Raw genomic sequence first — 23,682 nt, forward strand, 5'->3', positions numbered from 1 at the left:
AGGGAAGATATGAAACGACTATTGTTATTATTAATTATTGTTTTATCATTTTATACTACCGATGTTGCGGCACAAGATCAGTATACGATAAGATATGAATTGAGTTACAATGATACAGGAAGACATTATCGTTGTCTTTCATATTATGTAAAGGTGAAATATGTTGGGCAGTCTGATTTTGAAACCGTTGGTGAAGGCCCTTGGTGGGAAGGTAGAAGAACTTTAAGAGGTTCTATTACAGTTCCTGCAAATAAAAGAATTGCCGAATGGCAAGTCCAGGCCGTGAGGCATATTCGAAGAGGATGTGGTAGTGGTAGTAGAAGGAGGAGAACACAAACTATAACAGGTGTTTCTCATTCATTTTGTAGAACCTATAGTTATGATATGTCTTTTTTAGGAGCTGCTATGGGTGGCGCCAATATAAAGATATTCACAGAACCTTTACTTAAAATTAAATTTTCTGATAATTCTAGTGTAAATAGAACCAAAACGGCTTGCGAATCTGAAGGGATAGGAATTCAGGATCCAAGTGTCTTTCCGGCATGGAATAGTATTTATAGATGGGAATTTGAGGAAAGATCCAGAAGAGTTGAAACAGAAGCGTTTAAAAGAGCTAGAAGACAAGCTCAGGATGCATATAATGAATACCAATTATGTCTTGATGGAGGAGGAACTCCTCTAGTAATAGCTGGGGCAGATCCAAATCCATTAGCGGGAATAGGTGCCCCAAGTCCAGCTCCTTTGGCTCCACCAGACGGAGCATGTGAGTTTTATTATTTTGCTTGGCAATTGGCTCAACAAGAAGTACAAGATTTAATAAATAGTGGTCAGCAGTATCGTAACGAACCAGTTTATAAAGAGCTAACAAAGTATAGAGGTGATAAAAGCATAAACCTGAAATTAACAGATATGTTCACATATAACTCTGCAGCATATCGACAAAAAATTAATAAACCTATTAGAGTAAGACTTAATCCCGATTGTAGTCCCGAGGATAAAGTTTCTAATGTTATAACCGTTTTGTATTTACCGGAAGCTCCAGAGATAGCTAGAGTACCTGAAGTTACACAACCCAAATGTTTTGGAGGTAATGATGCCACATTAAAACTGTTCTTTAAAAGACAAATTTATAGTGCAGAAGAAATGTATTTCAATCTTTTCAAAAAATTTCAGGATGGTACCTATCAAACTGTAGATAATAATACAGGAATAAGATCTTTCGTTCAAGAAGGAAGTAATTGGACATATACTTGGGCACCAAGTCCTGGGAAAGGTTTAGAAGCAGGAGAATACCGATTGGCGGTAACAGGTTATGACCGATCAATTGGTGAAGGAGCTCCTTTTTGTGAAGAATATGAATATCCTTTTACTATAACTCCACCAGACGCAATAGTATTCGATGCTACTAAAAAAAGTGATGAAACATGTTTTGAAAAGAACGATGGCTCTATAGAGATAACAGCCTCAAATGGTACAGGACCTTATACATATAGTTTGGATAATGGAGCTACCTGGAGTACAACATCGTTTACGGCTGCTCAATCACCAATTTTAGTAAGTGGAGTTTCTGTAGGAGTTAAAAATGTAAAGATTCAGGACAATAATGGTTGTATAACGCCTACAGCCGTAATGGTTGAGATTTTAAGAAAAGATCAGATAGATCATAATATCGTTGAGGTTGCTACAGGAAGTGACCCTAACCCATTACATCCAGGAGCACCAGGAGCTAGTGATGCCAAAATTACAATTGATGAAGTTACAGGAGGAAATCCAATTGTAGATGGTAGTAGTCAATACTATGATTACGAAGTGTGGTGGGATGGTAATTCTATGACCGTTAAAGAAACCGGTAGAGCATTTACTAATGGTTTTGATATTATAGGATTGCGTAAAGGAAACCATAAAATTAAGTATACGGATGACAAAGGTTGCTTTATAGTGTTGGATCTCCCAGAGATTATCGATCCAGAAGCGATAACATTTAAGGTCGAAGAAGTAGCACCTAGTTGTGCTGGAGGTAATGATGGAACAATTAGAGTATATGATATAGCTGGCGGATATGCGCCATATAGTATTTCTTGGAAGAAAGGTGCATCCGATTATGGAACTGGGTTAAGTATAACAGGAGAAGATGCGGTATATGCCGTAACAGTAACAGATGCAAGGAGCGGAAGTGAAAGTGAAACAGATATTAGATTTACTAATATCCCGTTACCAATAAGAATCACAGATATTGATGATCAGCCTATTACATGTTTTGGAGATAATGCTGCAGTAACGCTAACCGTTGAAGGAGGTAAATCTGGAATATATCAATATGCCGTTTGGAATGGGCCAACCACCACTACATGGCAGGATAGTAATGTATTTGCTTTGGCAGCAAGAACAGCGCCTTATCGTTTTGTTGCTCGCGATAGAGATGTAACAACATGTAGGTCGGATATTGCTGGAAACCTAACGATTAGTCAACCTATCGAAATAGGAATAACTCCAACAAGTGTTGTAGATAACGATATTTTTGGTGATAATAAAGGAGCAATACAAATATCCGTATCTGGTGGTACACCAGGACCATCAGGTTCTGAGTATACTGTGACCTGGTCTAGAAATGGAACTGCAATATCAGATGTAGGTACGAATATTTCTAATCTTTTAGCTGGAGATTATGTAGCGACAGTAACTGATGGTACAGGTACATGTTCTAAACCATCTAACATTATTGTAGTTGATGAACCTGATGAATTATTGGTTTCTATTAAAATAGATATGGCCATACCTTGTGATGGAGGAGTGGGTACTTTACTGGCCGAACCTATTGGGGGTTCTGAAACATATACATATACGTGGTATAGAGAGGGAACCTTAATTACAGGAGAAAACAATCAAAGTATTACAAATATCCAAACAGGAAATTATAGAGTAAGAGTAAACGATGGGTTTACTTTTAAAGAAGATAATCTTCTATTTGAAGATCCTGATCCTTTAACTTTAAGTTTAGGGAAAACCGATGTTGCTTGTTTTGGAGAAAATACAGGAGAGATAGTTTTAACGCCAGGAGGAGGAACGCGACCTTATTATTTTTCGATAGATAATAAAGCGACCTATGTTTCTGAAGATGATTTAACAAGCTTTACCATAGAGGGATTAGTTCAAGGCACATACGAGGTTTGGATTAAAGATGCAAATGATTGTGAACTCGATACATCTAAATCCATTACTATTATAGAATCCGAAGAAATAGAAATTACAAGAGTTTCTTTTGAACATGCCACATCAATAGGTGGGACAGATGGTAATATTTTAATTGATGTAGTAGGAGGAACAGGTAGTCATACTTTAACTTGGACTAAGGATGGTGATATTTCTTTTTCACGTAATACATTATTTATAGATAATTTATCCCAGGGATCATATACAATTACGGTTAAAGATGAAAGAGACTGTGAAGTAAATGAAACTTTTGTCGTGTTGCAACCCTTACCAATAACCGTAGAAATCGAAGGAGTTACACCGATATTATGTCATGATGATGCACTAGGAGAAATAAAGGCAGTAGTAAGCGGTGGTTTTCCGATAGAGTCTGTACCAGCTGATTTTGATTATCAATGGTATTTGGTTGAAGGTGCAATCGAAACACCACTTAATACTGACCTTACTTTGGATCAAATATCAGATTTAGAAGCTGGATTGTATAAAATTGTTGCTACGGATTCTAAAGGAGAAGAAGCAGAGGATACTTTTAATCTTACTCAACCTGATGATTTGGTAGTTACTCTTGATGGAGACCCAATAAATGTAAATTGTCACGGAGAATCTACTGGAGTAATTAATATTACCGTTGTAGGTGGACCAAAAGATGAAACTACAGGAGCATATCTTCCATATAGTTTTAACTGGACAAAATTAGAAGATATTGATTTTGAAGAAACAACTGAAGATTTAGCAGGGTTGTCATCGGGAACATATGAAGTGGTAGTTATTGATGATAATTTATGTACAACTTCATTACCCGCAAGTGTAGTTATTACCCAACCAGACGCACCTTTAGAAATCACGGGAGTTACTCCTGTAAATCTTACAGGTTATGAAACGAATAATGGAGAAATCACACTTGATGTTACTGGGGGTACCACTCCTTATACTTATGAGTGGGTGGACCTAGATGATCCATCATTTTCGGCATCTACAGAAGATTTAGAAGATGTACCTATTGGTAATTATAGATTAGTGGTTACCGATGATAATGATTGTATAGCCACAATTACCGAAAGATTAACACAGCCCGATGAGTTAATTGTAGAAATTCAGTCAATTACTTTAGAGGAAGGAATTCAATGTTTCGGAGAAGAAACTCAAATACCATTAATAACAACTACAGTTGGAGGTTTTGGAAGTTATACGTATCAATGGTACGAACAAGATGATCCTACTACGATTTTGTTTACTACACCAAATACAGATACCACATTACCTTATGGAGTATATACCGTGGTGGTAACTGATGAGAATGGTAATACCGATGATCACACGTATACTGTTCAACAACCAGATCTTTTGGAAATAAATGAAGTTACTACTCACTTATTATGTAATGGAGATAGTGATGGAGCAATAGATATAACAGTTACTGGTGGGGTAGAGCCTTACTCGTATAGTTGGAGTAATGGTGATCTTATTGAAGATGTATCTTCTTTAAGAGCAGGTTTCTATACAATCACAGTAACCGATGCTAATGATTGTATTGTAGAGAAAGAAATTCAAGTAAGACAACCTCAAAGCTTATTTGTTATTGGAGGTACAATAGATCGAGAATACCCTTCTTCTGCTGGAGCAACAGATGGTAGTATTAGAGTAAATATTGGTGGAGGAACAGAACCATATACTTTTGAGTGGTTTGATTTTAATGGAGTACCACAATCATCGACAACTAATGTGTTAAGTAATGTTGGAGCAGAAAAATATTCACTTACAGTAACAGATGCTAATATGTGTGTATTACAAATAGATGATGTTGATCTATTTGAACCGCCAGTTTTAGAAGTACGTATAGAGCCGATTAGTGTGATTTCTTGTTTTGGAAGTGCAACCTCGGGAAGTCTTACTGCTGTAGTGCAAGGTGGAGTACCTTTTAACTCTACAAAACAGTATAACTATCAATGGTATAACGCTGATTTAAATACACCAATAGGAATTGATGGTTTCTTATTACAGGGTATTCCTGCAGGAAACTATTATATTATTGTTTCTGATGCCGTTAGTACATCGACAACTAGTGATGTATTTGAGTTAAGTGAACCTGATGCTTTAGACTTACAAATATCTTCAGACTTTGTAAACTGTGGTGATCAAAACGATTGGACAATTACTACTTCTGTAATGGGTGGTACGGCACCATATAGGTATTTTTGGAGTACAGGAGCTAGTACGGATAGGTTAGAAAATGTAATTGCAGGCACGTATACTTTGGATATTATCGATGCTAGAGGATGTACTACTTCGGGTACAGTTGTACTAACAGCTCCACTAGCGTTAACTTCAGATCATATTGTTACAGATCCTACATGTTATGCTGGGTGTGATGGTAAGATTTTATTAGAAACGAGTGGAGGAACACCACCGTATAGTTATCAATGGAGTAATGGTAGTACTTCTGAAGATTTGGTAAGTATTTGTGCAAATACATATCAAGTAACTATTACAGATGCCAAAGGGTGTCAAATTAGTAAGGAAATATTGGTGGATAGCCCAGAAGAATTCATTGTTGATATAGGTGAGGATATTACATTATGCCAGGATCAGGTAGCAGAAATAAATGCTACTGTTACAGATCCTACAGCAACTTATTTATGGAGTTCGGATAACGGATTTACAAGTACAGATCCAGTCGTAGAAGTAGATGCTATTGGTATCTATACAGTAGAAGTAACAGATGGCAAGGGTTGTATAGCAACAGATGATATTTTTATAGATAGAACTACAGATATAGTAGCGGCTCAATTTATTGCATCCACGCAGGTTTTTGTTAATGAACAATTTGTGATTGTAAACATAAGTAATCCGATACCGGATAGTTTGGATTGGACATTCCCAGAAGAAGCTAAGGTTGTTTTTGCTGATGATAATTATGCAGAACTTGTATTTGATACTCCGGGAGAGTATGAAATTACTGTAACCACCTTTAGAGGATTGTGTAGTGCGACCCAAACAAAGAAAGTTATTGTTGTAGAAAAAGAATTTGATGAAAATGAGGAAGAAAATGAAGAAGATGAATCAATTACTTCATCTATAGAGTATAAAGTATATCCTAACCCTTCAAATGGTATATTTAAAGTAGATGTTAGTTTAGCAAAACCATCGCCAATAAATGTGAAAATTTTTAATATGGTCAATAATAACTTGATTGATTCGAGAAGTGATCAAGGTAAAGACTCATATATGTTTGATTACGATATGTCTTCGCTCAACTCGGGTATTTACTTTATCTTGTTAGAGACTAGATCAGGAAGTCAAGTACGTAAATTAATCATGGAATAAATACTAAATAACCAATACAAAAAAAGGGGAAACTGTGTATTAGTTTCCCCTTTTGATTTTATGCTTTTTTGTGCTAATAAATTTTAATCCACACTAGCTTTTTCCACCGCTCATATTCTTTAACAATCAATAGTGTATTAACAAGAAAATACCCTCCTGTAAGAAATAATTCTCCAACTTCATCTGATTCTAGAAACAAATGAAATAAAAAAATATGCAATGTTATAGGAAGTAAAAAAATAGCTCCAATAAATCCGGTGCCTTGCATAATTAATAATATCCCAAATATAATTTCGCAGATTCCTAATACTTGCCAAAAATATCCAGTTTGTTTCATACCGTTGATATAAAGGATTTTTTGTAAAGTATTTCTTTGACCTGGTTCCTGAAATTTTTGAGCTTTTTCAACTACTTCAATTGGAGATGGATCTAAGTTTTTAAATTTTTGAATTCCTCCGTAAATCATCATTCCGCCTAATGCTAAACGAAGAATGATAAAAATGATGCTAATTATTTTGCTCATTATTCTAAGTTTTTATCACCCTCATTTGGGTTGTATACATAATTAAAAGTGTAATATCTTGACTCATGTACCGTACCGTCGGGAGATGCAGGAGCATCTTTGTAATAGCTCAATATTTCTACTTTCACATATTGATTATTTCTAGTTTTGAATACTAAAATTTTACCGGCAATAGGCGAAACAATATTAGTTTGGAAATTGTAATTATACCATCCATTTCCACTACCTGTAGGTATGGCAAATGCACCATCTGCATCTTGTGTAAACAAAGAAGTTTCTGGGGCTTCTTTTACTTCACTAAAGGTATTAGTCAAAATAACAGCTGCCGCTGCACCATTTCTTGCAGGCTCATCTGTTGTTCCGGTAACGACTCCTCCGTTTACTGCAATTGTTGTACCTCTAAAAGCGATATCCCAATCTATATTACTGGTAGTAATCTCACCAGTTGTAAAATCGAATTTTGTGAATTCACCACCCACCGGTTGACCTTGACCTCCAGTTTGTGGAGCATGAAGATTCTCAATCCTTTTAGAAACCACAGGTGTTATTTCTGGCCCTGGCGCATCATCATCGCTGTTACATGCAATAAAATGTGTTGATAGTAAGAGTACTATAATTAATTTGATAGTTTTCATATTAGTTTTGATTTGTAAATATTAAAATTGAATTTCCATTTTTCCATAAATTTGTCTACCCGCCAGATTAGAAATGTTTTGTATATCTGTATAATCAAACATATTATTCACCCCTAATTGTAGTTTGTAGTTCTTTTTGAATGTTTTATTAATAGCTAGATTCGTAAGGGCATACCCATTTACAAAAGGATCGTAGATGTCTAAAATGTCATTTCCACCTTCTGTATTATTAATTAAGCCATATTTGCTTCGGTAATTAATTCTTACATTAATTGAAGAATCCCACTGGGGGATTTCATAGAAAATTTTAAGATTGGCAGTATGTCTTGATCTATTTAATAAGCCAAAATAATCGGATTTTTCTAATCTAAATGTTTCTAAAGATTCAGAATCTCTTGCGAAAAATTCTCCATTCTCTAGTCGATCCAAAACATCCTTGTCTTTGGCATATAGTAATTGATACCCGGCTAGTAGTTTGATGTTTTTTGTGAGTTTATATTGTGTATTTATTTCTAATCCAGTGGTAAAAATATTGTTGAAATTGGTGTAACTAAACACATTTTGACCATTAGTTTTTCGAGCTATTACTCTGGTATCAATTAGATTTTCAATTTCGTTTCTAAAATAATTGGCCTCTAGTAAAAAATTATCATTTGTATAGGTTACCCCAAAATTGAAACCAATAGAACTCTCCGGTTTCAAGGGCGTGTTTAACGCATTAATATCTACAACAACATCTATAATTTGATCAAGGTCTATCAATTCATTAAGCTTATCAACGGCAACATTATAACCCAATACAGTATACCCCACCGCAGAATTGGTAAAATCAAAATATAATTGCCTGAAATCGGGAGCTTTAAATCCATATCCAGTTGAGGTTTTAAAAGATAAATTTTTAGTAATATCATACTTTATCGAAATTTTTGGACTAAATTGAGATTGGTACTCGCTGTGATTGTCAAACCTTGCACCCAAAATGATATTAACTTTTGACAATGGGTAAAAGTCATATTGAGTAAAAACATATTGTGAATTAAATTTGATTTCTTCATCAAAAAAAGTACGATTTAATCGTTCATTATTCCATCCTGTACCAAGGGTAAGAGCTTTTTTAGGACTAAAATTATAATTGGCTCTTATTTCGGGGCGAAAGAGGTGTTGATCAAAATCACTTTGGGAGAAAACTTCATTGTCGAGAGGATTAGCTAATAGTTCTGAAGCTTTGTAATTAGTATAATACAATTCGTACTGTAATTTTAGAGAAGAAGCAAGATCATGCTCTAACCTTACTTGGACATTCCATTCATCCAAGTCACTGGTACCTTCGAAGGTATTGTTGTTAAAAAATAAACTTAAATCTTGATCTTGAAAGTAATATCTTCCTGAAGCAAAAAGAGAGAGAGTATTATTAATTTCATACCATATCTTTCCTTGAAAAGTGTAATTTTCAAAAGGATCTACAGTTTGACCAGGAGTTTCTTCTCTTAGATCATACCCATCACTAAACAATCTGTTTGCAAAAAAATTATAGCTAAATTTATTTTTACGTTGTGCAATTGTCAAGTTACTATCTTGAGTATTAAAAGAAGCTATTCTAAAAGAAGCGGATCCATTAAGTGTTTCACTTTTTGGAGTATCAGTAATGATATTAATCACACCGCCCATGGCTTCAGATCCAAAAAGGCTAGAAGAGGGGCCTTTAATGACTTCAATTTGCTTGATATTACCTACGGTAAGGCGACTTAGATCTAAATTTCCGGCACTTCTACCGACCAATGGAACCCCATCAATTAATATCATAATGTAATCCGAACTGATTCCTTGCATTTGGATACCTTCAAAACCACTCTCGTCGGCAACTGTAATAATACCCGTTTGTTCATTCAAAATTTCGTTAAGCCGTATAGTACCGCTTTTTTGGATTTGATTTTTGGGTATCAAAATGACAGGTAAAGGGATAGAGGAGAGTTGCCTTTGCGTACGTGTGGCACTTATAATAACTTCTTCTAGGTTTTGATGTACTATAGAGTCTGTATTTTTTACATGCTCTATGTTTTGACTATAAAGTGTTGATTTTAAAGCTAATAATACCCAAAAAACTCTCCTCATACTATTTAGACTAATTCTTAATAATTAATGAAATGCAAATATATAAATCTTATTTTTATTAAATCTAAATAAAATTAATTAATTTTGACCTCGAATTTCTTAATTTATAAATCATCACAAAAATGAAAATTGAAAAAATTAGTACGCTATTTCTATTATTGGTTTCTATGATAATAAGCGCTCAAACAGATAAGAAACAAAAAGACATTGAAGCAATTAAAGCTATGTGTGGTTGCTACGAAGTAACCTTTAAGTATTCTGAAACTTTCTCGCCAAAAGAAGGCTATGAAAAATCCAAAGATTATGTTACAGGTGGTCTAGAATGGGCAGAGTTGATCACCGATGAGGATAATAAATTATCTATTCAACACTTATTAATTGTTAGGGATTCAATGATTATTAAACATTGGAGACAAGATTGGTTGTATGAAAATACAGATGTTCATAATTATGTTAAAGGTAATTCATGGAAATATACTTCTTTAAAGCCAGAACAGGTTAAAGGGCAATGGACTCAAAAAGTATATCAAGTAGATGATAGTCCAAGATATTCTGGTTCGTCGACTTGGGTACATGTAGACGGAAAACATTATTGGGAAAATAAAACCAACGCACCTCTGCCAAGGCGCGAATATACCAAACGTAGCGACTATAATGTCATGATCAGAGGAAACCGACATGAAATTACAGATTATGGATGGGTTCATGAACAAGATAATGACAAGATAATTCGAGAACATCAAAAAGAAGATGTTATCCTAGCCAAAGAGAAAGGGTATAATATCTATACTAAAGTTGCTGACGAAAAATGTAAATTAGCCTCAATCTGGTGGAAAAATAATCAAAATTTCTGGACTTCTGTACGTGCAGAGTGGGATCAAATTTATAATCGCAATACCGATCTTACTCTTAAAAAATCTGTAGATGAGAAACCTTTGTATAAATTTTTATTTGGGATGGATGTCAAAACAAAACGTAAAGATATTGCCGAAGTAGTAAATAAATTTTTGAAGCAATAGAAACAACAATATTATATGTAAAGGTCTATAACTGCATTAACATTAGTGTAATTATAGACCTTTATGCTTTTGCGTTATAATTCTCTAACCCAGATATTACGATATTGTACAAGGTTACCGTGATCTTGTAATTTAATAGGGCCTTTTCCATGCGCCTCATTTTTGGGAGGTCCTATATATTCGGTAGATCCCAAAATCTCTACATGATCTTGAACAAGTACTCCATTATGGATTACGGTAAAAAATCCAGATTTGGTTTTGTTACCTGCAGTATCAAATTGCGGAGCATGAAATATGATATCATAGGTTTGCCATTGATCTGGAGCTTTTGTTGCATTTACTAATGGAATATGCTGTTTGTAAATTGATGTGGCCTGACCATTTGCATAAGTACGATTTTGATAACTATCCAGAATTTGAACTTCATATTTATCTTGAAAGAAAACACCACTATTACCGCGGCCCTGTCCTTCACCTTCTATTACATCAGGGGCACTCCATTCTAAATGTAATTGAACACTCCCAAAATGTTGTTTGGTTTGTATATCCCCTGTTCCTGGGCCAACAGTCATAGTTTTGTCGGGATGAATAGTCCATTTAACTACCGAAGAATCTTTGGTAGATATCCATTGATCCAGATGGGTTCCTTCAAACAAGCCAATGGCATCAGATGGTACTTTATTTTCATTAAATGTAACAGCTTTTGGTTCTGGTTCCCAAACCTCAGTCTCTTTGGGATCTGTTATTTCCTTTACTTTAGGAATTGTAATCTCTTCTTTGGTTTGTTTTACTTCGGTATGTTCTGTTTTTTTCTTACAAGAAAAAATTAAACCTAGGGTCAAGAAGAAATAGATGATTATTTTCATTACAGAGTTTTTGGTTGGCTAAAGCCCTAATATTTTTTTTAATTGCTCTTTATCAATATCGGCTCCGGCAAAGTCGTCAAAAGACTTTTGGGTAGCTTCAATAATATGGTTTTTAATAAATGGTGCTCCTTCACGAGCTCCCTGTTCTGGTGATTTGATACAACATTCCCATTCCATGACCGCCCAAACATCGCACCCATATTCAGTTAATTTAGAAAAAATGGTCTTAAAATCAATTTGACCATCACCTGGAGATCTATACCTTCCTGCTCGATCTTTCCATTCACTATATCCTCCAAAAACACCTTTCTTTCCATTAGGGTTAAATTCTGAGTCTTTTACATGAAAGGCTTTAATAAATTCATGATAATGATCAATATATTCGATATAATCTAACTGTTGCAATACAAAATGACTTGGATCATATAGTATGTTTACACGTTTATGATTTCCTGTTGCTTCAAGAAAACGTTCAAAAGTAACACCATCATGTAGATCTTCTCCAGGGTGAATTTCGTAGCATACATCAACACCTTCTTGATCAAAATGATTAAGTATTGGGAGCCATCTTTTTGCAAGCTCTGCGAACCCCATTTCGACCAAACCAACCGGTCTTTGTGGCCAAGGGTGCATAGTATGCCATAACAATGCTCCAGAAAAAGTAGCATGTACAGAAAGCCCCAGTCTTTTACTCGCAGTAGCGGCACTTTTTAACTGTTGTATAGCCCATTTTGTTCGTTCTGCCGGATTGTTTTTACAATTATCAGGAGCAAAATTATCAAACATAAGATCATATGCAGGATGTACTGCAATCAATTGACCTTGTAAATGTGTGGAAAGCTCTGTAATCTCTAATCCGTAATCGGCAATCTTACCCTTCAACTCGTCGCAATAAGTTTGACTATTAGCTGCTTGTTCAAGGTCGATTAATCTTGTTTCCCAGGTTGGGATTTGAATACCTTTATACCCTAGATCTGATGCCCACTTACATAACCCTTCAAGCGAATTAAATGGAGCTTTCTCATCCATAAACTGAGCGAGAAATATAGCAGGTCCTTTAATACTTTTCATATATAATTTTTAAAAAAAGTGTTTATTCTTATGCTCACCAATACAAGGATAAGGTGATTGTCATTTTTAGAGCTTTCTTGAAATCACACTACTAATAAACTACAGTGTAACCCATGCATTTCCATCGTGATGTGATTGTATTGCTTTTTCTATAAAGTTCATACCACGTACGCCATCTTGCATTCCAGGAAATTCACCTTCATTAAATTGTTCTCCTCGAATTGCTTTTGCAACTCCTTTATAGATATTACCCATAGCATCAAAAATACCTTCCGGATGCCCAGGAGGGAGTTTCGTGCCATCTAGCGAAAGAGCACTATTATAAGAGTGGCCTGGTTTTAACACTTGTAACGGCTTTTCTTCTTCGAGTAAATATAGATAATTTGGATTTTCTTGTTCCCATTTTAGAGAAGCCTTTTTACCATATACCGCTACAGTAAAGTTATTTTCTTCTCCTGTGGCTATCTGGCTTGCACGTAAAACACCTTTTACATATTCATCTAACCTAAGCAATATGGTACCATCAATATCCATTTGGTTGTCTTCATATAAATGATTCAAATCAGCCAGAATGGATTTGATTTTTTTACCTGTAACAAATTCAAGCATTTGGTAGGCATGAACACCTATATCTCCCATACAACAGCTTATTCCTGATTTTTTTGGATTAAGTCTCCATGTAGAAGAGCGTTGGTCTTTATCATGTATAATAGGATTAATCCACCCTTGATAGTATTGAACGTCTACTTTTTGTATGGCTCCGATTTCGCCATTGGCAATCATTTCTTTCATTTGTCGAACCATCGGATATCCCGTATAAGTATGCGTCAACGCAAAAATGTTCTTATTTTTTTGTTGGATCGATTGCAATTCAAGAGCTTCATCATATGTCATGGTCATTGGTTTTTCGCAAATCACATGAAAACCGGCTTCTAATAATTGTTTTGCCATTGGGAAATGCAAAAAATTAGGAGTCAAGACAGAAAACACTTGTATTCTTTCTTTTTCGGGCAAAGCAAGTTCTGCCGCAATTATTTCGTCTAGATTGGCATGAATACGATCTGTAGGAATACCTATCTCTTTTGCAAAATCAAGACTAATCGTTACATCTGGATTAAAAACACCTCCTGTAAGTTGATAAGCATCAAACATACTTGCTGCTATCCTATGCAATATACCAATCAAGCTATCACCACCACCACCTAGGACTCCCCATTTTATTTTGTTACTCATAGTTATTCTTTATATTCTATTTCTTCGTTCTTGAAAAATACGGCAAAAAGAACCATTACTGCTCCAGCAAACATAGCAGGGAATATCCAGATACTGTGCCAGTTGTGTTGGCCTTCTGCAATCAAATTAGAATTTGTTATTTTTCCTGCCACATAAAAACCGATTAGCATTCCTAACCCATATGTAGCTAAAGTGATTAAACCTTGTGCGGCACTTTTAAATTTTTCTCCTGCTTTACTATCAGTATAAATTTGACCTGAAACAAAAAAGAAATCATAGCATATACCATGCAAAGCGATCCCAACGATTAGCATAAAAGCTAATTCTCCTGAGTTGCCGTAGGCAAATAACAAATAGCGTACAGTCCAAGCAAGCATACCTACCAATAGAGTTTTCTTGAAACCATACTTTTTAAAGAAAAAAGGAAGAAGGAGCATAAAGATAACTTCAGAAACTTGACCAATCGTCATTTTAGCAGCAGGATTTGATGCTCCGATTTCACCTAAAAACTGACCTGCATGCTGATAATAAAAAGCTAATGGGATGCAGATTAATATAGATGCAAGAAAAAAGAATAAGAAATTTCTATCTTTTAAAAGGCGTAGAGCATCTAATCCTAAAATACCTGAAATGTTGATTTTTTGATCTTTACCAATTTTTGGAGGAGTTTTTGGCAAAAAGAAACTAAATACTCCTAAAAATATAGAAGCTAAGGATGTCATTAAGAATGTGTTTTTGAGCATTCCACTAGCGACTCCTTCTTGAGAATCCCAATGAAAAGCATAACTAATAAGTAATCCAGCTACAATCCATCCAATGGTGCCAAAAACACGAACGAAAGAGAATTGTTTGGCAGGATCTTTCATTTGATTAAAAGAAACTGAATTTACTAATGCCAGTGTAGGCATATATATTATCATGTATCCTAAAACATAAGGGAAGAAAGCATTAAAATCACTGGCGTTGGCCATTTGATACATTAATATTGCACCTATAATATGAAGAACACCTAAAATCTTTTCGGCATTAAAAAAACGATCTGCAATCAAACCAATAATAAAAGGCGCTATAATAGCTCCCCATGATTGTGTCGAATACGCCATCGCGATTTCTCCATCGCTTGTGTTTAATGTATTGGGTAAATATATTCCCATAGTTACAAACCAACCACCCCATATAAAGAATTCTAAAAACATCATTATAGAAAGCTGGACTTGAGTTGTAGTTTTCATAAAAGATTGTATTAGTTAGTTAATTTGTTTTGCAAGAGTAACAAGCAAATCTTTAGTAGCCGTAATACCTTCAATTTCACCCAAACGTTCACCTTCATATTCTACTCCTATAAAACCTGTATATCCGGACTTTTTTATAATCTCAAGCATTTTTGTATAATCGATAGAAGTTTCGGCACCATTAGTATCAAAATCGTAAGATTTGGCACTTACTGCCTTGGCATAAGGCATCATTTCTTCTACGCCTTGATACTTAGGATATTCTTTAACACACTTAGTACCCCAACGCTCACCATCTTCTCGTTCTAAGCAAAAATTACCAAAATCGGGTAATGTTCCGCAATTGGGCATGTTTACTTTTTTCATTACCTCAATTAATAATGCAGCATTTGAAGATAAGTACCCGTGATTTTCTACAATTACATTAATATTTTTGGTAGCTGCATATTTGGATAATTTTGATAAACCATCGACAGCTACACCAACCCATTCTTTTGGATTATTAGTCCCAAATAGATTAACACGAATAGAGTGGCAGCCTAAAAACTGCGCTGCATCTACCCATTTTTTGTGTTTTTCTACAGCTAGATTTCGTTCTGTTTCATCTGTTACGGCAAGATCACCTTCGTGATCGACCATTATGATTAGATTTTGAATATCATAAGCTTCGCTTTTGGCTTTTAGAGTGTCTAAAAGTTGTTGCATAGCCGTTTCTGGATTTGTACCCTTTTTAAGTTCTTCGGTATACAATTGACTTACATATTCTACTCCTTCGAAACCTAATTCTTTTGCTTTTTGAGCAAAATCTAAAGGATTCATCTCTCCAGACTTGATAGCTTTATTAAGGGACCATTGGGCTAGAGATAATTTAAAAAAAGGAACATGTTCTTTTTCTATAGTTTCCATTTTAGGTTTTTCATTTGAAGCTTCATTATTTTCTGAAGTATTCTTTTTACAAGACCCTAGAATTAAAAGTAATATGAGTCCTTTAAGAATTAATTTTTGCATGATATTATTATTATACTGAAACAAAGTTTTATAGTGACCAATCTTTTCCTTGGGTTAGCGTTTCTAGAGATTCGCACCCAATTTGTTCTCCTGGAACAGGTAAATATGCTAACACATTTTTTCCTATATGCTCGTTAGTTTTAAAGCCCCAAATCGAAAGCCCTCGAACCCAGGATAGATAAGAAAAGATAAGAGCATCTTTAGAGATTTTTTCTATATCACTAGGATTTTCCATGGTTTCCATTTCCTTTTCGTAGGCTTCTTGTTGTTCTTTTGATGAACGCAGGTATTTTGCAAGAAGGGCATCATATTCTTCAACCTTAATTTTTTTAACCGGGTTTTCTTCACTTATCCCAAACGATTCGACTACAACTCCAGCAAGTTTCTTAAACATTTGAGTTTCTTCATCTTTGGCGGCTTTGTTCATATAGGTATCTATAAACATAGGTACGTTAAGAGATTTAGCACCAGGAATTTCGGTTTCTGGAATAATTAAGTCAACAAGTTGATCTAAAATTTTTGCTTCATCCTCTGATAGTAACTCTGGAGTCCATGTGAGTTTAATTTCTCTGGTACAACTCTGTAAAATCCCAATTAAGGTTGGTGTTACAGCAATGTATCCAGCCGATAACCCAATGTTTTTTAAAGCTTCTCTTCTGTTCATGATTGATGAATTAAGCGTTTTTTTTGATTTGATTTGCTGCATGTTCTGCGGCTCTAGCAGTAAATGCCATATACGTTAATGAAGGGTTTACACAACTTGCAGATGCCATAAATGAACCATCTGTTACATATACATTAGGAACCGAATGAATCTGATTGTGCCCATTAAGTACGGATGTTTTAGGATCATTCCCCATTCGGGCAGTTCCCATTTCGTGAATACCTAAGCCAATGCCTCCAATATCATCCCATGGTTCTACATCTTTAAAACCAGCTTTCTTAAGCATTCCCATGGCCTCAGAGATCATATCCTTACGCATTTCTAGTTCATTTTCCTTAAACTCAGCATCAAAAGTGACAGTGGGTAATCCCCATTCATCAAGTTTATCATAATCTAAGGTCATTTTGTTTTCATGATAAGGTAGGCATTCTCCAAATCCCATTAATCCCATTCTCCATTTACCTGGTTTAAGTATGTTTTCTTTTAATTGTGCACCATAACCTAATTCTGCAACAGTTTCTTTCCAATCCTGTCTACTAGCACCTCCTTGAAAACCATAACCACGTTTAAAAGTTTCTTGGTCTGTTTCTCCACCAATATTTCTAAATCTTGGAATATAGATTCCGTTAGGTCTTCGACCTTTATAAAATTTATCTTCAAAACCATCAAAACTGGCTTGTGCTCCAGCCTTAAAATGATGATCCATAATATTGTGACCTAACTCACCAGAATCATTTCCCAGTCCGTTAGGAAACCTTTTCGATTTGGATTGTAGCAAAATACTTGCTGATGCTATTGCAGAAGCACATAGGAAAATAATTTTAGCTGTAAATTCTGTTTTCTCTTTGGTTTCTGCGTCGATTACTTTTACTCCTGTAGCTTTTCCTGTAGTTTCGTCATATATCACCTCGTGAACAATTGAGTTTGGTCGAAGAGTCATATTACCCGTTCGTTCTGCTGCTGGAAGGGTAGAAGAGTTACTACTAAAATAAGCACCAAAAGGACAACCTCTCATACATCGATTACGGTATTGACAGTTCATCCGGCCCTCAATTTTTTTGGTTCCTGTAATGTGAGCAACTCGGCCAATAGTCATCACTCGATCATCATAATTTTGCGCGATATTGCCTTTTAAATGATCTTCAACACAATTTAGTTCCATAGGTGGTAAGAATTGACCATCTGGTAATTGATCTAATCCTAATTTTTCTCCACTCACTCCTATATATTCCTCTACTTTGTCGTACCAAGGAGCTATGTCTTTGTATCTAACGGGCCAATCTATAGCGACACCATCTTTTTTATTGGCTTCAAAATCAAAGTCAGAAAGTCTATAACTCTGTCTCCCCCACATTAACGAGCGTCCACCTACATGATAACCTCGTATCCAATCAAAACGTTTCGTTTCGTTATAAGGGTGTTTATTGTCGTTTACAAAAAAATGGCGATTAGCCTTTGCTGTAACGTATCCTGTTCTGTGTTGTTTTGGTTGTTCTTCTATTTCTTCACGAGATGGTTGCCCTTTTAGCTCATAATCCCAGGGATCATCATTCATGGTAGTATAATCTTCAATATGGCGAACCATTCGACCACGTTCTAAAACCAATGTTTTTAATCCTTTTTCACACAGTTCTTTTGCAGCCCAACCGCCACTTATTCCTGTTCCAACTATAATTACATCGTATTGAGGTTCTTTTTGCATAGTAAAAGATGATTTTTTGAGTTTAATTAGATTTATTCGAGAGTTCTAAACCATTCGACCATTGCTCTTGCTTCTTCTTCTGGAATATTTTGATTGAGCATAATAGTATTATTATATGCTTTTAATAACGCTATGGCTACTGGATCCTTTTTTAACATCTCGTCTGGGTTCATGATCATATTCATAACCCATTCTGGACTTCGCCTTTCGTAAATCCCCGTCATCGATGGCCCAATAAACTTTTGCGAAGCCTTATGGCAGGCAAGGCATTTTGACTTAAAAAGTTGTTCTCCTTTTGCAGCCAAAGTTTGATCTATGGTTTTTTGGAATGAAATAGACTTAATCGGGCCAATTCCTTTATTATCCAACAATACAGGAACCGAAGCCGTTTTTTCTTGTTTAGATTTAGTTTCGGTTTTCTTCGAACCAATTTTTATGGTTTCTTTTTCTTTTTTTTCTTTGGAGCAACTACTAAATAAAACGAAGCAGAGTACTCCTAAACTTAGACAAAATGATTTCATATGTTTTTTAATATTCTTTTCCCTCTAATTTTTTAGAGCATTTTTTTCCTTTAATGTGATCTATACTTAAAGAAAGGCGGATTACCTTAAAACATAGACAATGTGATTTTATATGTTTTCTATTTGCGTACTGCAATTGATTAATTACTAGATATATGGTAAATTTATTGTGAAAAATTTACAGTATTTTTAACTTATTGTGCCTTTTTTTGCATTAAATTGTCTTTTGATTTTGGTGTGATAGATAATTGAGAGTATGAAAAAAGCTTCTTTTGAAAAAATTATCCCTTCTGAAGGTTCCTCTTTTAAAGTATTTTATTTTAAAGCCCCGTTTTTGCCGTACGAAGGAAGTTGGCATTTTCACCCCGAATATGAAATAGTATACTTACCATCTGGTAAAGGAAGAAGATTTATAGGAACCAAAATTAGTCAGTTTGCAGATGGTGATTTGGTATTGTTAGGTCCAAATATTCCTCATAATTGTTTTAACGTTGGTTTTGAATCTGATGAATATGAACAATATGTAATACAATTTAATGGTCAAGATATCAAAGAGGCAAGTAAATTTTTTACCGAGTTTAATACTATCGAAAAGTTATTAATTGATGCAAAAGCAGGTTTAACAGTCACCAGTAACCATAAACATAGAATAGGTGAAATTATAAAGCAAATGATAGGCCTGTCACCATTAGAAAAATTATTACAATTGTTTAGGGTTCTTCAAGAATTTACCATGGTGTCTTATGAAAGCCTTGAAGCAAAACAATATTTGACATTATCTGTTACTAATACAGAAAGAGTTAGAACAGTTTACAAGGTTATTCAGGATAATTATCATACTAATATTTCTACAAGACAAGTAGCGCAACAAATCGGAATGACCGAAAGTTCTTTCTGCAGATTTTTTCTCAAAAGTACCGGAAAAACATTTAAGCAAGCACTTACCGAAATACGGATTCAAAATGCATGTAATTTATTGATTAATACTGATGCTACAATAACCAATATAGCTTTTGATTGTGGCTTTAATAGTCTATCACTTTTTAATCGTCTTTTTAAAAGAATTATTGATGATACACCTAACGGGTATAGACAACAATACATGAATCATTTGCAGGTATCTTTTTCTTAGCACTCAAATCACTTTTTCCGTTTTTAAAAGAATGAATCAAACTTCATTAAAAGTACCACGAGATTCATATTGATTTCTTCTAGAATACATATTTCAGTTTTAGGTTTTACACAAAATCATACTAGTACTTAAAGTTATATTAAAGGTCAAATATGGCAATTTTGGCTATAGTCTACTTCGTGTTAAATGTTATAAAGCTTACAGATTAAATAGATGTTTGTGATTCTTTAAAGTGTTGATTAATAGTGGTTTTTGATAAAAAATGCTATAAGGATTACATGTTTAAATTTATAAATCTCAACAATATTAGTTTGTGTTTAGTCCTATGATTGGTGTAATTTATACTTGTTAACTAATGAGGATAACCAATTAAAAAATAACCAAAAATTGAATTATGAAAAAAACAGTACTTATAATCTTTATTCTATTCTTAACAATTTCTTGTAATGATAATAGTCTAGTTGGAGAGTATAACTGTGAAAGATCAAATGGAAAATATGGTTCTGTTTTACGATTTAAAACAGGAGGGAAATTATTTTTGGATCTAGTGCCTAATGATATAGTAGAGAGAAACCCTGATTTAGGAGGCAAGTTAAATGTTGCAGGAGAATATGAGATCATTGATGACCAAGTTGTCATTAAATATTTTGAAGGCTTTCAGACGCATACGCTAACTAAAATAGGTGATAAATTAACCTCTAATTCAGACATCTTTAAATTGTGCACTTGTCAAACCAAATAAAACAGTCATAAGAGTTTGAGATACAAAAAGTATATAACTCTGTATAAATTTCATCGTCAAAAATATTTATCCGCCTTAAAACTAATAAACTTATCGTGAATCTTAATTCTAAAATTACCCAAAAGTTAATCATCGTACTTTTCTTTTGTTTCACAAAAAGTATAGACCAAAAAGGTGTATAGATATCCTTTGATCTCCATTTATCATATCAAAAAAATGTTAAGCTAAGTATAAAAAAATTGACAACTAAAAGTCTAATAAAACTACTTTTGATTACGGCGTTCAAAATATCAATAATCCAAGCACAAAGTTTGGATCAAATTGGAAAAGTACCTTTACTAAAAGTTGGTGGAGGTATTTCGGCCAATGGGACATATTATGAGGGTACTTCAAATCGAGATCCATTTTCTTTTAATGTCAATGGTAATCTTAATTTTAATATAAGCGGGCTTTACAATATACCCTTATCTTTTTCATATACAAGTCAAAGTTTTAGTTACAACACACCTTTTAAGATTAACAGACTTAGTATCCACCCTTCTTATAAATGGATAACTACGCATATAGGTGATGTAAGCATGACGTTTTCTCCATATACGGTTAGTGGTCATCAATTTACGGGAGCTGGAGTAGATATTACTCCCAAAGGTCCTTTTAGAATTAGTGCACTATACGGGAGATTTTTAAGAGCTACAGAATACGATAGTGAAATTCCTGGTATTTTACCGGTATATGATCGCTATGGTTACGGAATGAAGTCATCATATAGTTTTAGAAAGTGGGAGGTAGAGTTGATTTTTTTTAAGGCCAAAGACAAATCTTCTTCTTTAACTACGGATATCCCTTTAGAACTTGGAGTAACTCCTAAAGAAAACCTTGTAGTTTCTCTTAAAAGTGGTATTAATCTAGTGAAGAACCTATCGTTTAATTTTGAAATAGCTCAAAGTGCAGTCACAGAAAATATAAATAATCCTACTACTACCGAGAATAGCAGTATTCTTGGTTTTTTGATAGATGAAAAAACTTCAACGGATTTTTATAAAGCGTTTAATGTTAACTTTTCATATGCTTTATTTAATGGAAATGTAGGTGTAGGATATGAACGTATTGATCCCGATTATAGAACATTTGGATCGTATTATTTTAATAATGATTTAGAGAATATCACATTAAATGCATCACAAAATTTATTTAAAAATAAATTATCTCTTTCAATTAATGCTGGATTACAAAGAGATGATTTAAAAAATGAAAAAGAAACACAGTTACAAAGAGTAGTATCTTCTGTAAATGCTTCTTTAGTAGTTTCAAAAAAAATAGATGTCAATGCTTCGTATTCTAATTTTCAGTCATACACAAACATAAGAAATCAATTTGATGAGATAAATCAAATAGACGAACTTAATAGTAGAGATACTTTAAACTTTACACAAATCTCCCAAAATGCATCTTTAGGAGCAACCTATAAGATCATGAATACCGAAGATAAAAGACAAGGTCTTTCTGCTCAATTAAATTACCAAACATCAAAAGAGGATAGTGGAGATCTTAATACGAATTCTTCAGATTTTTATAATGGTTCTACATCCTATACTATAGAATTTCCGAATAAAAATTTACAATATAATGCAGCAATGAATTTTGCATATAACGAAGCTGTAGAGGAAAGCACATTTACCTACGGCCCTACATTGTCTGTAAGAAAAGGGTTTTTTGATAAGACTTTAAGTACTGGGTTATCGAGTTCTTATAATATTACAAGTACACAGGGCGAAATTCAGAATGAAATATTTAGTAATAGATTTAATGCCCAGTATACCTATCAGAAACGACATAATTTTTCGTTTAGCGCTATTTTTTTATTAAGAAAAGCGACACAACGAGTTTCTAATGATCTCACGATTCGATTAGGATATGCATATTCCTTTGATGTTAAAAGACCAAAATTAAAATTTGGAAAGAGAGATAAAATAACATCGTCCAAAGAAAAGGAAGAGGAAAAAAGAGAGGATCACTTTTATAGATTTAGATATCGGGATATTATTTATAAAGGGTATGCCAATGACATCATAGCTCAACTTTTGACAACATCTAAAAAAGAATACCTCAGCGATCCCGAAATTTTTGGAAGGACTGAATTGCTAACCATACTGAGTAATTTAAAAGAAAAAAACAATCCACTAACATTTCAAGATAAAGCAATCACGTTTTTAGACAATCTCTATCTCTATATTGATTTTGCAGTAGCCTATGAAGAAAAATTAATAGAAGTTTTAACTGATCTTAAAATTGATACAAAGAAAAAAGATGAGGAGATACGGATGAGTTTTAGGATTGCCAAGTTTAAAATGGAAAGGCATGGACTGTATAAAATGAAAACCTCAGAAAGGTTAAATATGCCCAAAGATTCTATTGTGGCATATACTGAATTAGTAGAAGAACATAGAAAACAATCAGAAAAGTATGATGCGCATCACTACATAACAGATCGTGTTTTTGAAATCAATAACGGAAAAATCAACAGTAAAAAAGAAGTTGAAGACATACGGCTAAAAGCAATAAGAAACACATTCAAAATCTTTAAATCAGATGGTAGTTTGCTGAATAGTAATGAGTATTTGGAAGGAGAAATTGTCTTGTATCTCGATATGGAATATAGGACCAGGAAACAAAACGAATGACTAACAC

At 34.2% G+C, this 23,682-nt stretch carries 16 protein-coding genes; 5 read left to right on the top strand and 11 right to left on the bottom strand.

Features of this window, described 5'->3' with window-relative positions; translation table 11 throughout:
- Positions 1 to 9 precede the first annotated feature (9 nt).
- On the top strand, positions 10 to 6,534 hold the full coding sequence (locus DK508_RS02445) for a T9SS type A sorting domain-containing protein (protein ID WP_109299156.1): 6,525 nt from the start codon (positions 10 to 12) through the stop codon (positions 6,532 to 6,534).
- A gap of 73 nt (positions 6,535 to 6,607) precedes the next feature.
- On the opposite strand, the gene DK508_RS02450 is transcribed toward DK508_RS02445, so the two are convergent.
- Genes DK508_RS02450 through DK508_RS02460 form a run of 3 tightly spaced genes read right to left on the bottom strand, consistent with a single transcriptional unit; the run spans position 6,608 to position 9,804 of the window.
- On the bottom strand, positions 6,608 to 7,057 hold the full coding sequence (locus tag DK508_RS02450) for a DoxX family membrane protein (protein ID WP_109299157.1): 450 nt from the start codon (positions 7,055 to 7,057) through the stop codon (positions 6,608 to 6,610).
- Entirely contained in the window at positions 7,057 to 7,692 is a 636-nt protein-coding gene (locus DK508_RS02455; protein WP_109299158.1) for an HmuY family protein, read from the bottom strand. Before DK508_RS02455 ends, DK508_RS02450 begins: the two co-directional genes overlap by 1 nt.
- Before the next feature lie 21 nt (positions 7,693 to 7,713).
- Positions 7,714 to 9,804 carry a TonB-dependent siderophore receptor gene (locus DK508_RS02460; RefSeq protein WP_109299159.1) on the bottom strand — a complete coding sequence of 697 codons (2,091 nt, stop codon included), beginning with the start codon at positions 9,802 to 9,804 and terminating at the stop codon, positions 7,714 to 7,716.
- Between the two features lie 122 nt (positions 9,805 to 9,926).
- Between DK508_RS02460 and DK508_RS02465 the strand changes: the two genes are divergently transcribed.
- Positions 9,927 to 10,823, top strand: a complete 897-nt coding sequence (locus DK508_RS02465; protein ID WP_109299160.1) for a DUF6607 family protein — start codon at positions 9,927 to 9,929, stop codon at positions 10,821 to 10,823.
- Between the two features lie 74 nt (positions 10,824 to 10,897).
- Here the strand turns inward: DK508_RS02465 and DK508_RS02470 are convergent, their stop codons facing one another.
- The 8 genes from DK508_RS02470 to DK508_RS02505 form a co-directional block, all read right to left on the bottom strand.
- Complete coding sequence (locus DK508_RS02470; protein ID WP_109299161.1) at positions 10,898 to 11,689, bottom strand: DUF1080 domain-containing protein; 792 nt, start codon at positions 11,687 to 11,689, stop codon at positions 10,898 to 10,900.
- 18 nt (positions 11,690 to 11,707) lie between these two features.
- Positions 11,708 to 12,760 (bottom strand): sugar phosphate isomerase/epimerase, encoded by a 1,053-nt coding sequence (locus tag DK508_RS02475; RefSeq protein WP_109299162.1) that lies wholly within the window; start codon positions 12,758 to 12,760, stop codon positions 11,708 to 11,710.
- A 99-nt stretch (positions 12,761 to 12,859) separates the two neighbouring features.
- Positions 12,860 to 13,993: a Gfo/Idh/MocA family protein gene (locus DK508_RS02480; RefSeq protein ID WP_109299163.1), complete on the bottom strand. Its 1,134-nt coding sequence runs from the start codon at positions 13,991 to 13,993 to the stop codon at positions 12,860 to 12,862.
- A gap of 2 nt (positions 13,994 to 13,995) precedes the next feature.
- Complete coding sequence (locus DK508_RS02485) at positions 13,996 to 15,225, bottom strand: nucleoside permease (protein WP_109299164.1); 1,230 nt, start codon at positions 15,223 to 15,225, stop codon at positions 13,996 to 13,998.
- Between the two features lie 15 nt (positions 15,226 to 15,240).
- Positions 15,241 to 16,233 (bottom strand): sugar phosphate isomerase/epimerase, encoded by a 993-nt coding sequence (locus DK508_RS02490; protein WP_109299165.1) that lies wholly within the window; start codon positions 16,231 to 16,233, stop codon positions 15,241 to 15,243.
- Positions 16,234 to 16,261: 28 nt separating this feature from the next.
- On the bottom strand, positions 16,262 to 16,897 hold the full coding sequence (locus tag DK508_RS02495; RefSeq protein ID WP_160114530.1) for a gluconate 2-dehydrogenase subunit 3 family protein: 636 nt from the start codon (positions 16,895 to 16,897) through the stop codon (positions 16,262 to 16,264).
- Between the two features lie 10 nt (positions 16,898 to 16,907).
- The gene (locus DK508_RS02500; protein WP_109299167.1) at positions 16,908 to 18,599 is read right to left on the bottom strand and encodes a GMC oxidoreductase; all 1,692 of its coding nucleotides are present in this window, start codon (positions 18,597 to 18,599) and stop codon (positions 16,908 to 16,910) included.
- Between the two features lie 32 nt (positions 18,600 to 18,631).
- Positions 18,632 to 19,120, bottom strand: coding sequence for a cytochrome c (locus tag DK508_RS02505; protein WP_109299168.1), 489 nt, complete (start codon positions 19,118 to 19,120; stop codon positions 18,632 to 18,634).
- Between the two features lie 256 nt (positions 19,121 to 19,376).
- Here DK508_RS02505 and DK508_RS02510 point away from each other — a divergent pair, with 256 nt between their 5' ends.
- The 3 genes from DK508_RS02510 to DK508_RS02520 all read left to right on the top strand — a co-directional run bounded on the left by DK508_RS02510 (position 19,377) and on the right by DK508_RS02520 (position 23,675).
- Positions 19,377 to 20,252, top strand: a complete 876-nt coding sequence (locus tag DK508_RS02510; RefSeq protein ID WP_109299169.1) for an AraC family transcriptional regulator — start codon at positions 19,377 to 19,379, stop codon at positions 20,250 to 20,252.
- Positions 20,253 to 20,646: 394 nt separating this feature from the next.
- Positions 20,647 to 20,994, top strand: coding sequence for a hypothetical protein (locus DK508_RS02515; RefSeq protein ID WP_109299170.1), 348 nt, complete (start codon positions 20,647 to 20,649; stop codon positions 20,992 to 20,994).
- A gap of 239 nt (positions 20,995 to 21,233) precedes the next feature.
- Entirely contained in the window at positions 21,234 to 23,675 is a 2,442-nt protein-coding gene (locus tag DK508_RS02520) for a hypothetical protein (protein WP_160114531.1), read from the top strand.
- The last annotated feature ends 7 nt before the right edge of the window (positions 23,676 to 23,682 follow it).

Origin of the sequence: Aquimarina sp. AU474, from assembly GCF_900312815.1 — a bacterium.
Lineage (GTDB): Bacteria > Bacteroidota > Bacteroidia > Flavobacteriales > Flavobacteriaceae > Aquimarina.

What these genes read in the sequence shown, in the direction of transcription:
- DK508_RS02445 (WP_109299156.1), top strand. Translation starts at nt 10, where the DNA reads ATGAAACGACTATTGTTATTATTAATTATTGTTTTATCATTTTATACT.
- DK508_RS02450 (WP_109299157.1), bottom strand. Translation starts at nt 7,057, where the DNA reads ATGAGCAAAATAATTAGCATCATTTTTATCATTCTTCGTTTAGCATTA.
- DK508_RS02455 (WP_109299158.1), bottom strand. Translation starts at nt 7,692, where the DNA reads ATGAAAACTATCAAATTAATTATAGTACTCTTACTATCAACACATTTT.
- DK508_RS02460 (WP_109299159.1), bottom strand. Translation starts at nt 9,804, where the DNA reads ATGAGGAGAGTTTTTTGGGTATTATTAGCTTTAAAATCAACACTTTAT.
- DK508_RS02465 (WP_109299160.1), top strand. Translation starts at nt 9,927, where the DNA reads ATGAAAATTGAAAAAATTAGTACGCTATTTCTATTATTGGTTTCTATG.
- DK508_RS02470 (WP_109299161.1), bottom strand. Translation starts at nt 11,689, where the DNA reads ATGAAAATAATCATCTATTTCTTCTTGACCCTAGGTTTAATTTTTTCT.
- DK508_RS02475 (WP_109299162.1), bottom strand. Translation starts at nt 12,760, where the DNA reads ATGAAAAGTATTAAAGGACCTGCTATATTTCTCGCTCAGTTTATGGAT.
- DK508_RS02480 (WP_109299163.1), bottom strand. Translation starts at nt 13,993, where the DNA reads ATGAGTAACAAAATAAAATGGGGAGTCCTAGGTGGTGGTGGTGATAGC.
- DK508_RS02485 (WP_109299164.1), bottom strand. Translation starts at nt 15,225, where the DNA reads ATGAAAACTACAACTCAAGTCCAGCTTTCTATAATGATGTTTTTAGAA.
- DK508_RS02490 (WP_109299165.1), bottom strand. Translation starts at nt 16,233, where the DNA reads ATGCAAAAATTAATTCTTAAAGGACTCATATTACTTTTAATTCTAGGG.
- DK508_RS02495 (WP_160114530.1), bottom strand. Translation starts at nt 16,897, where the DNA reads ATGAACAGAAGAGAAGCTTTAAAAAACATTGGGTTATCGGCTGGATAC.
- DK508_RS02500 (WP_109299167.1), bottom strand. Translation starts at nt 18,599, where the DNA reads ATGCAAAAAGAACCTCAATACGATGTAATTATAGTTGGAACAGGAATA.
- DK508_RS02505 (WP_109299168.1), bottom strand. Translation starts at nt 19,120, where the DNA reads ATGAAATCATTTTGTCTAAGTTTAGGAGTACTCTGCTTCGTTTTATTT.
- DK508_RS02510 (WP_109299169.1), top strand. Translation starts at nt 19,377, where the DNA reads ATGAAAAAAGCTTCTTTTGAAAAAATTATCCCTTCTGAAGGTTCCTCT.
- DK508_RS02515 (WP_109299170.1), top strand. Translation starts at nt 20,647, where the DNA reads ATGAAAAAAACAGTACTTATAATCTTTATTCTATTCTTAACAATTTCT.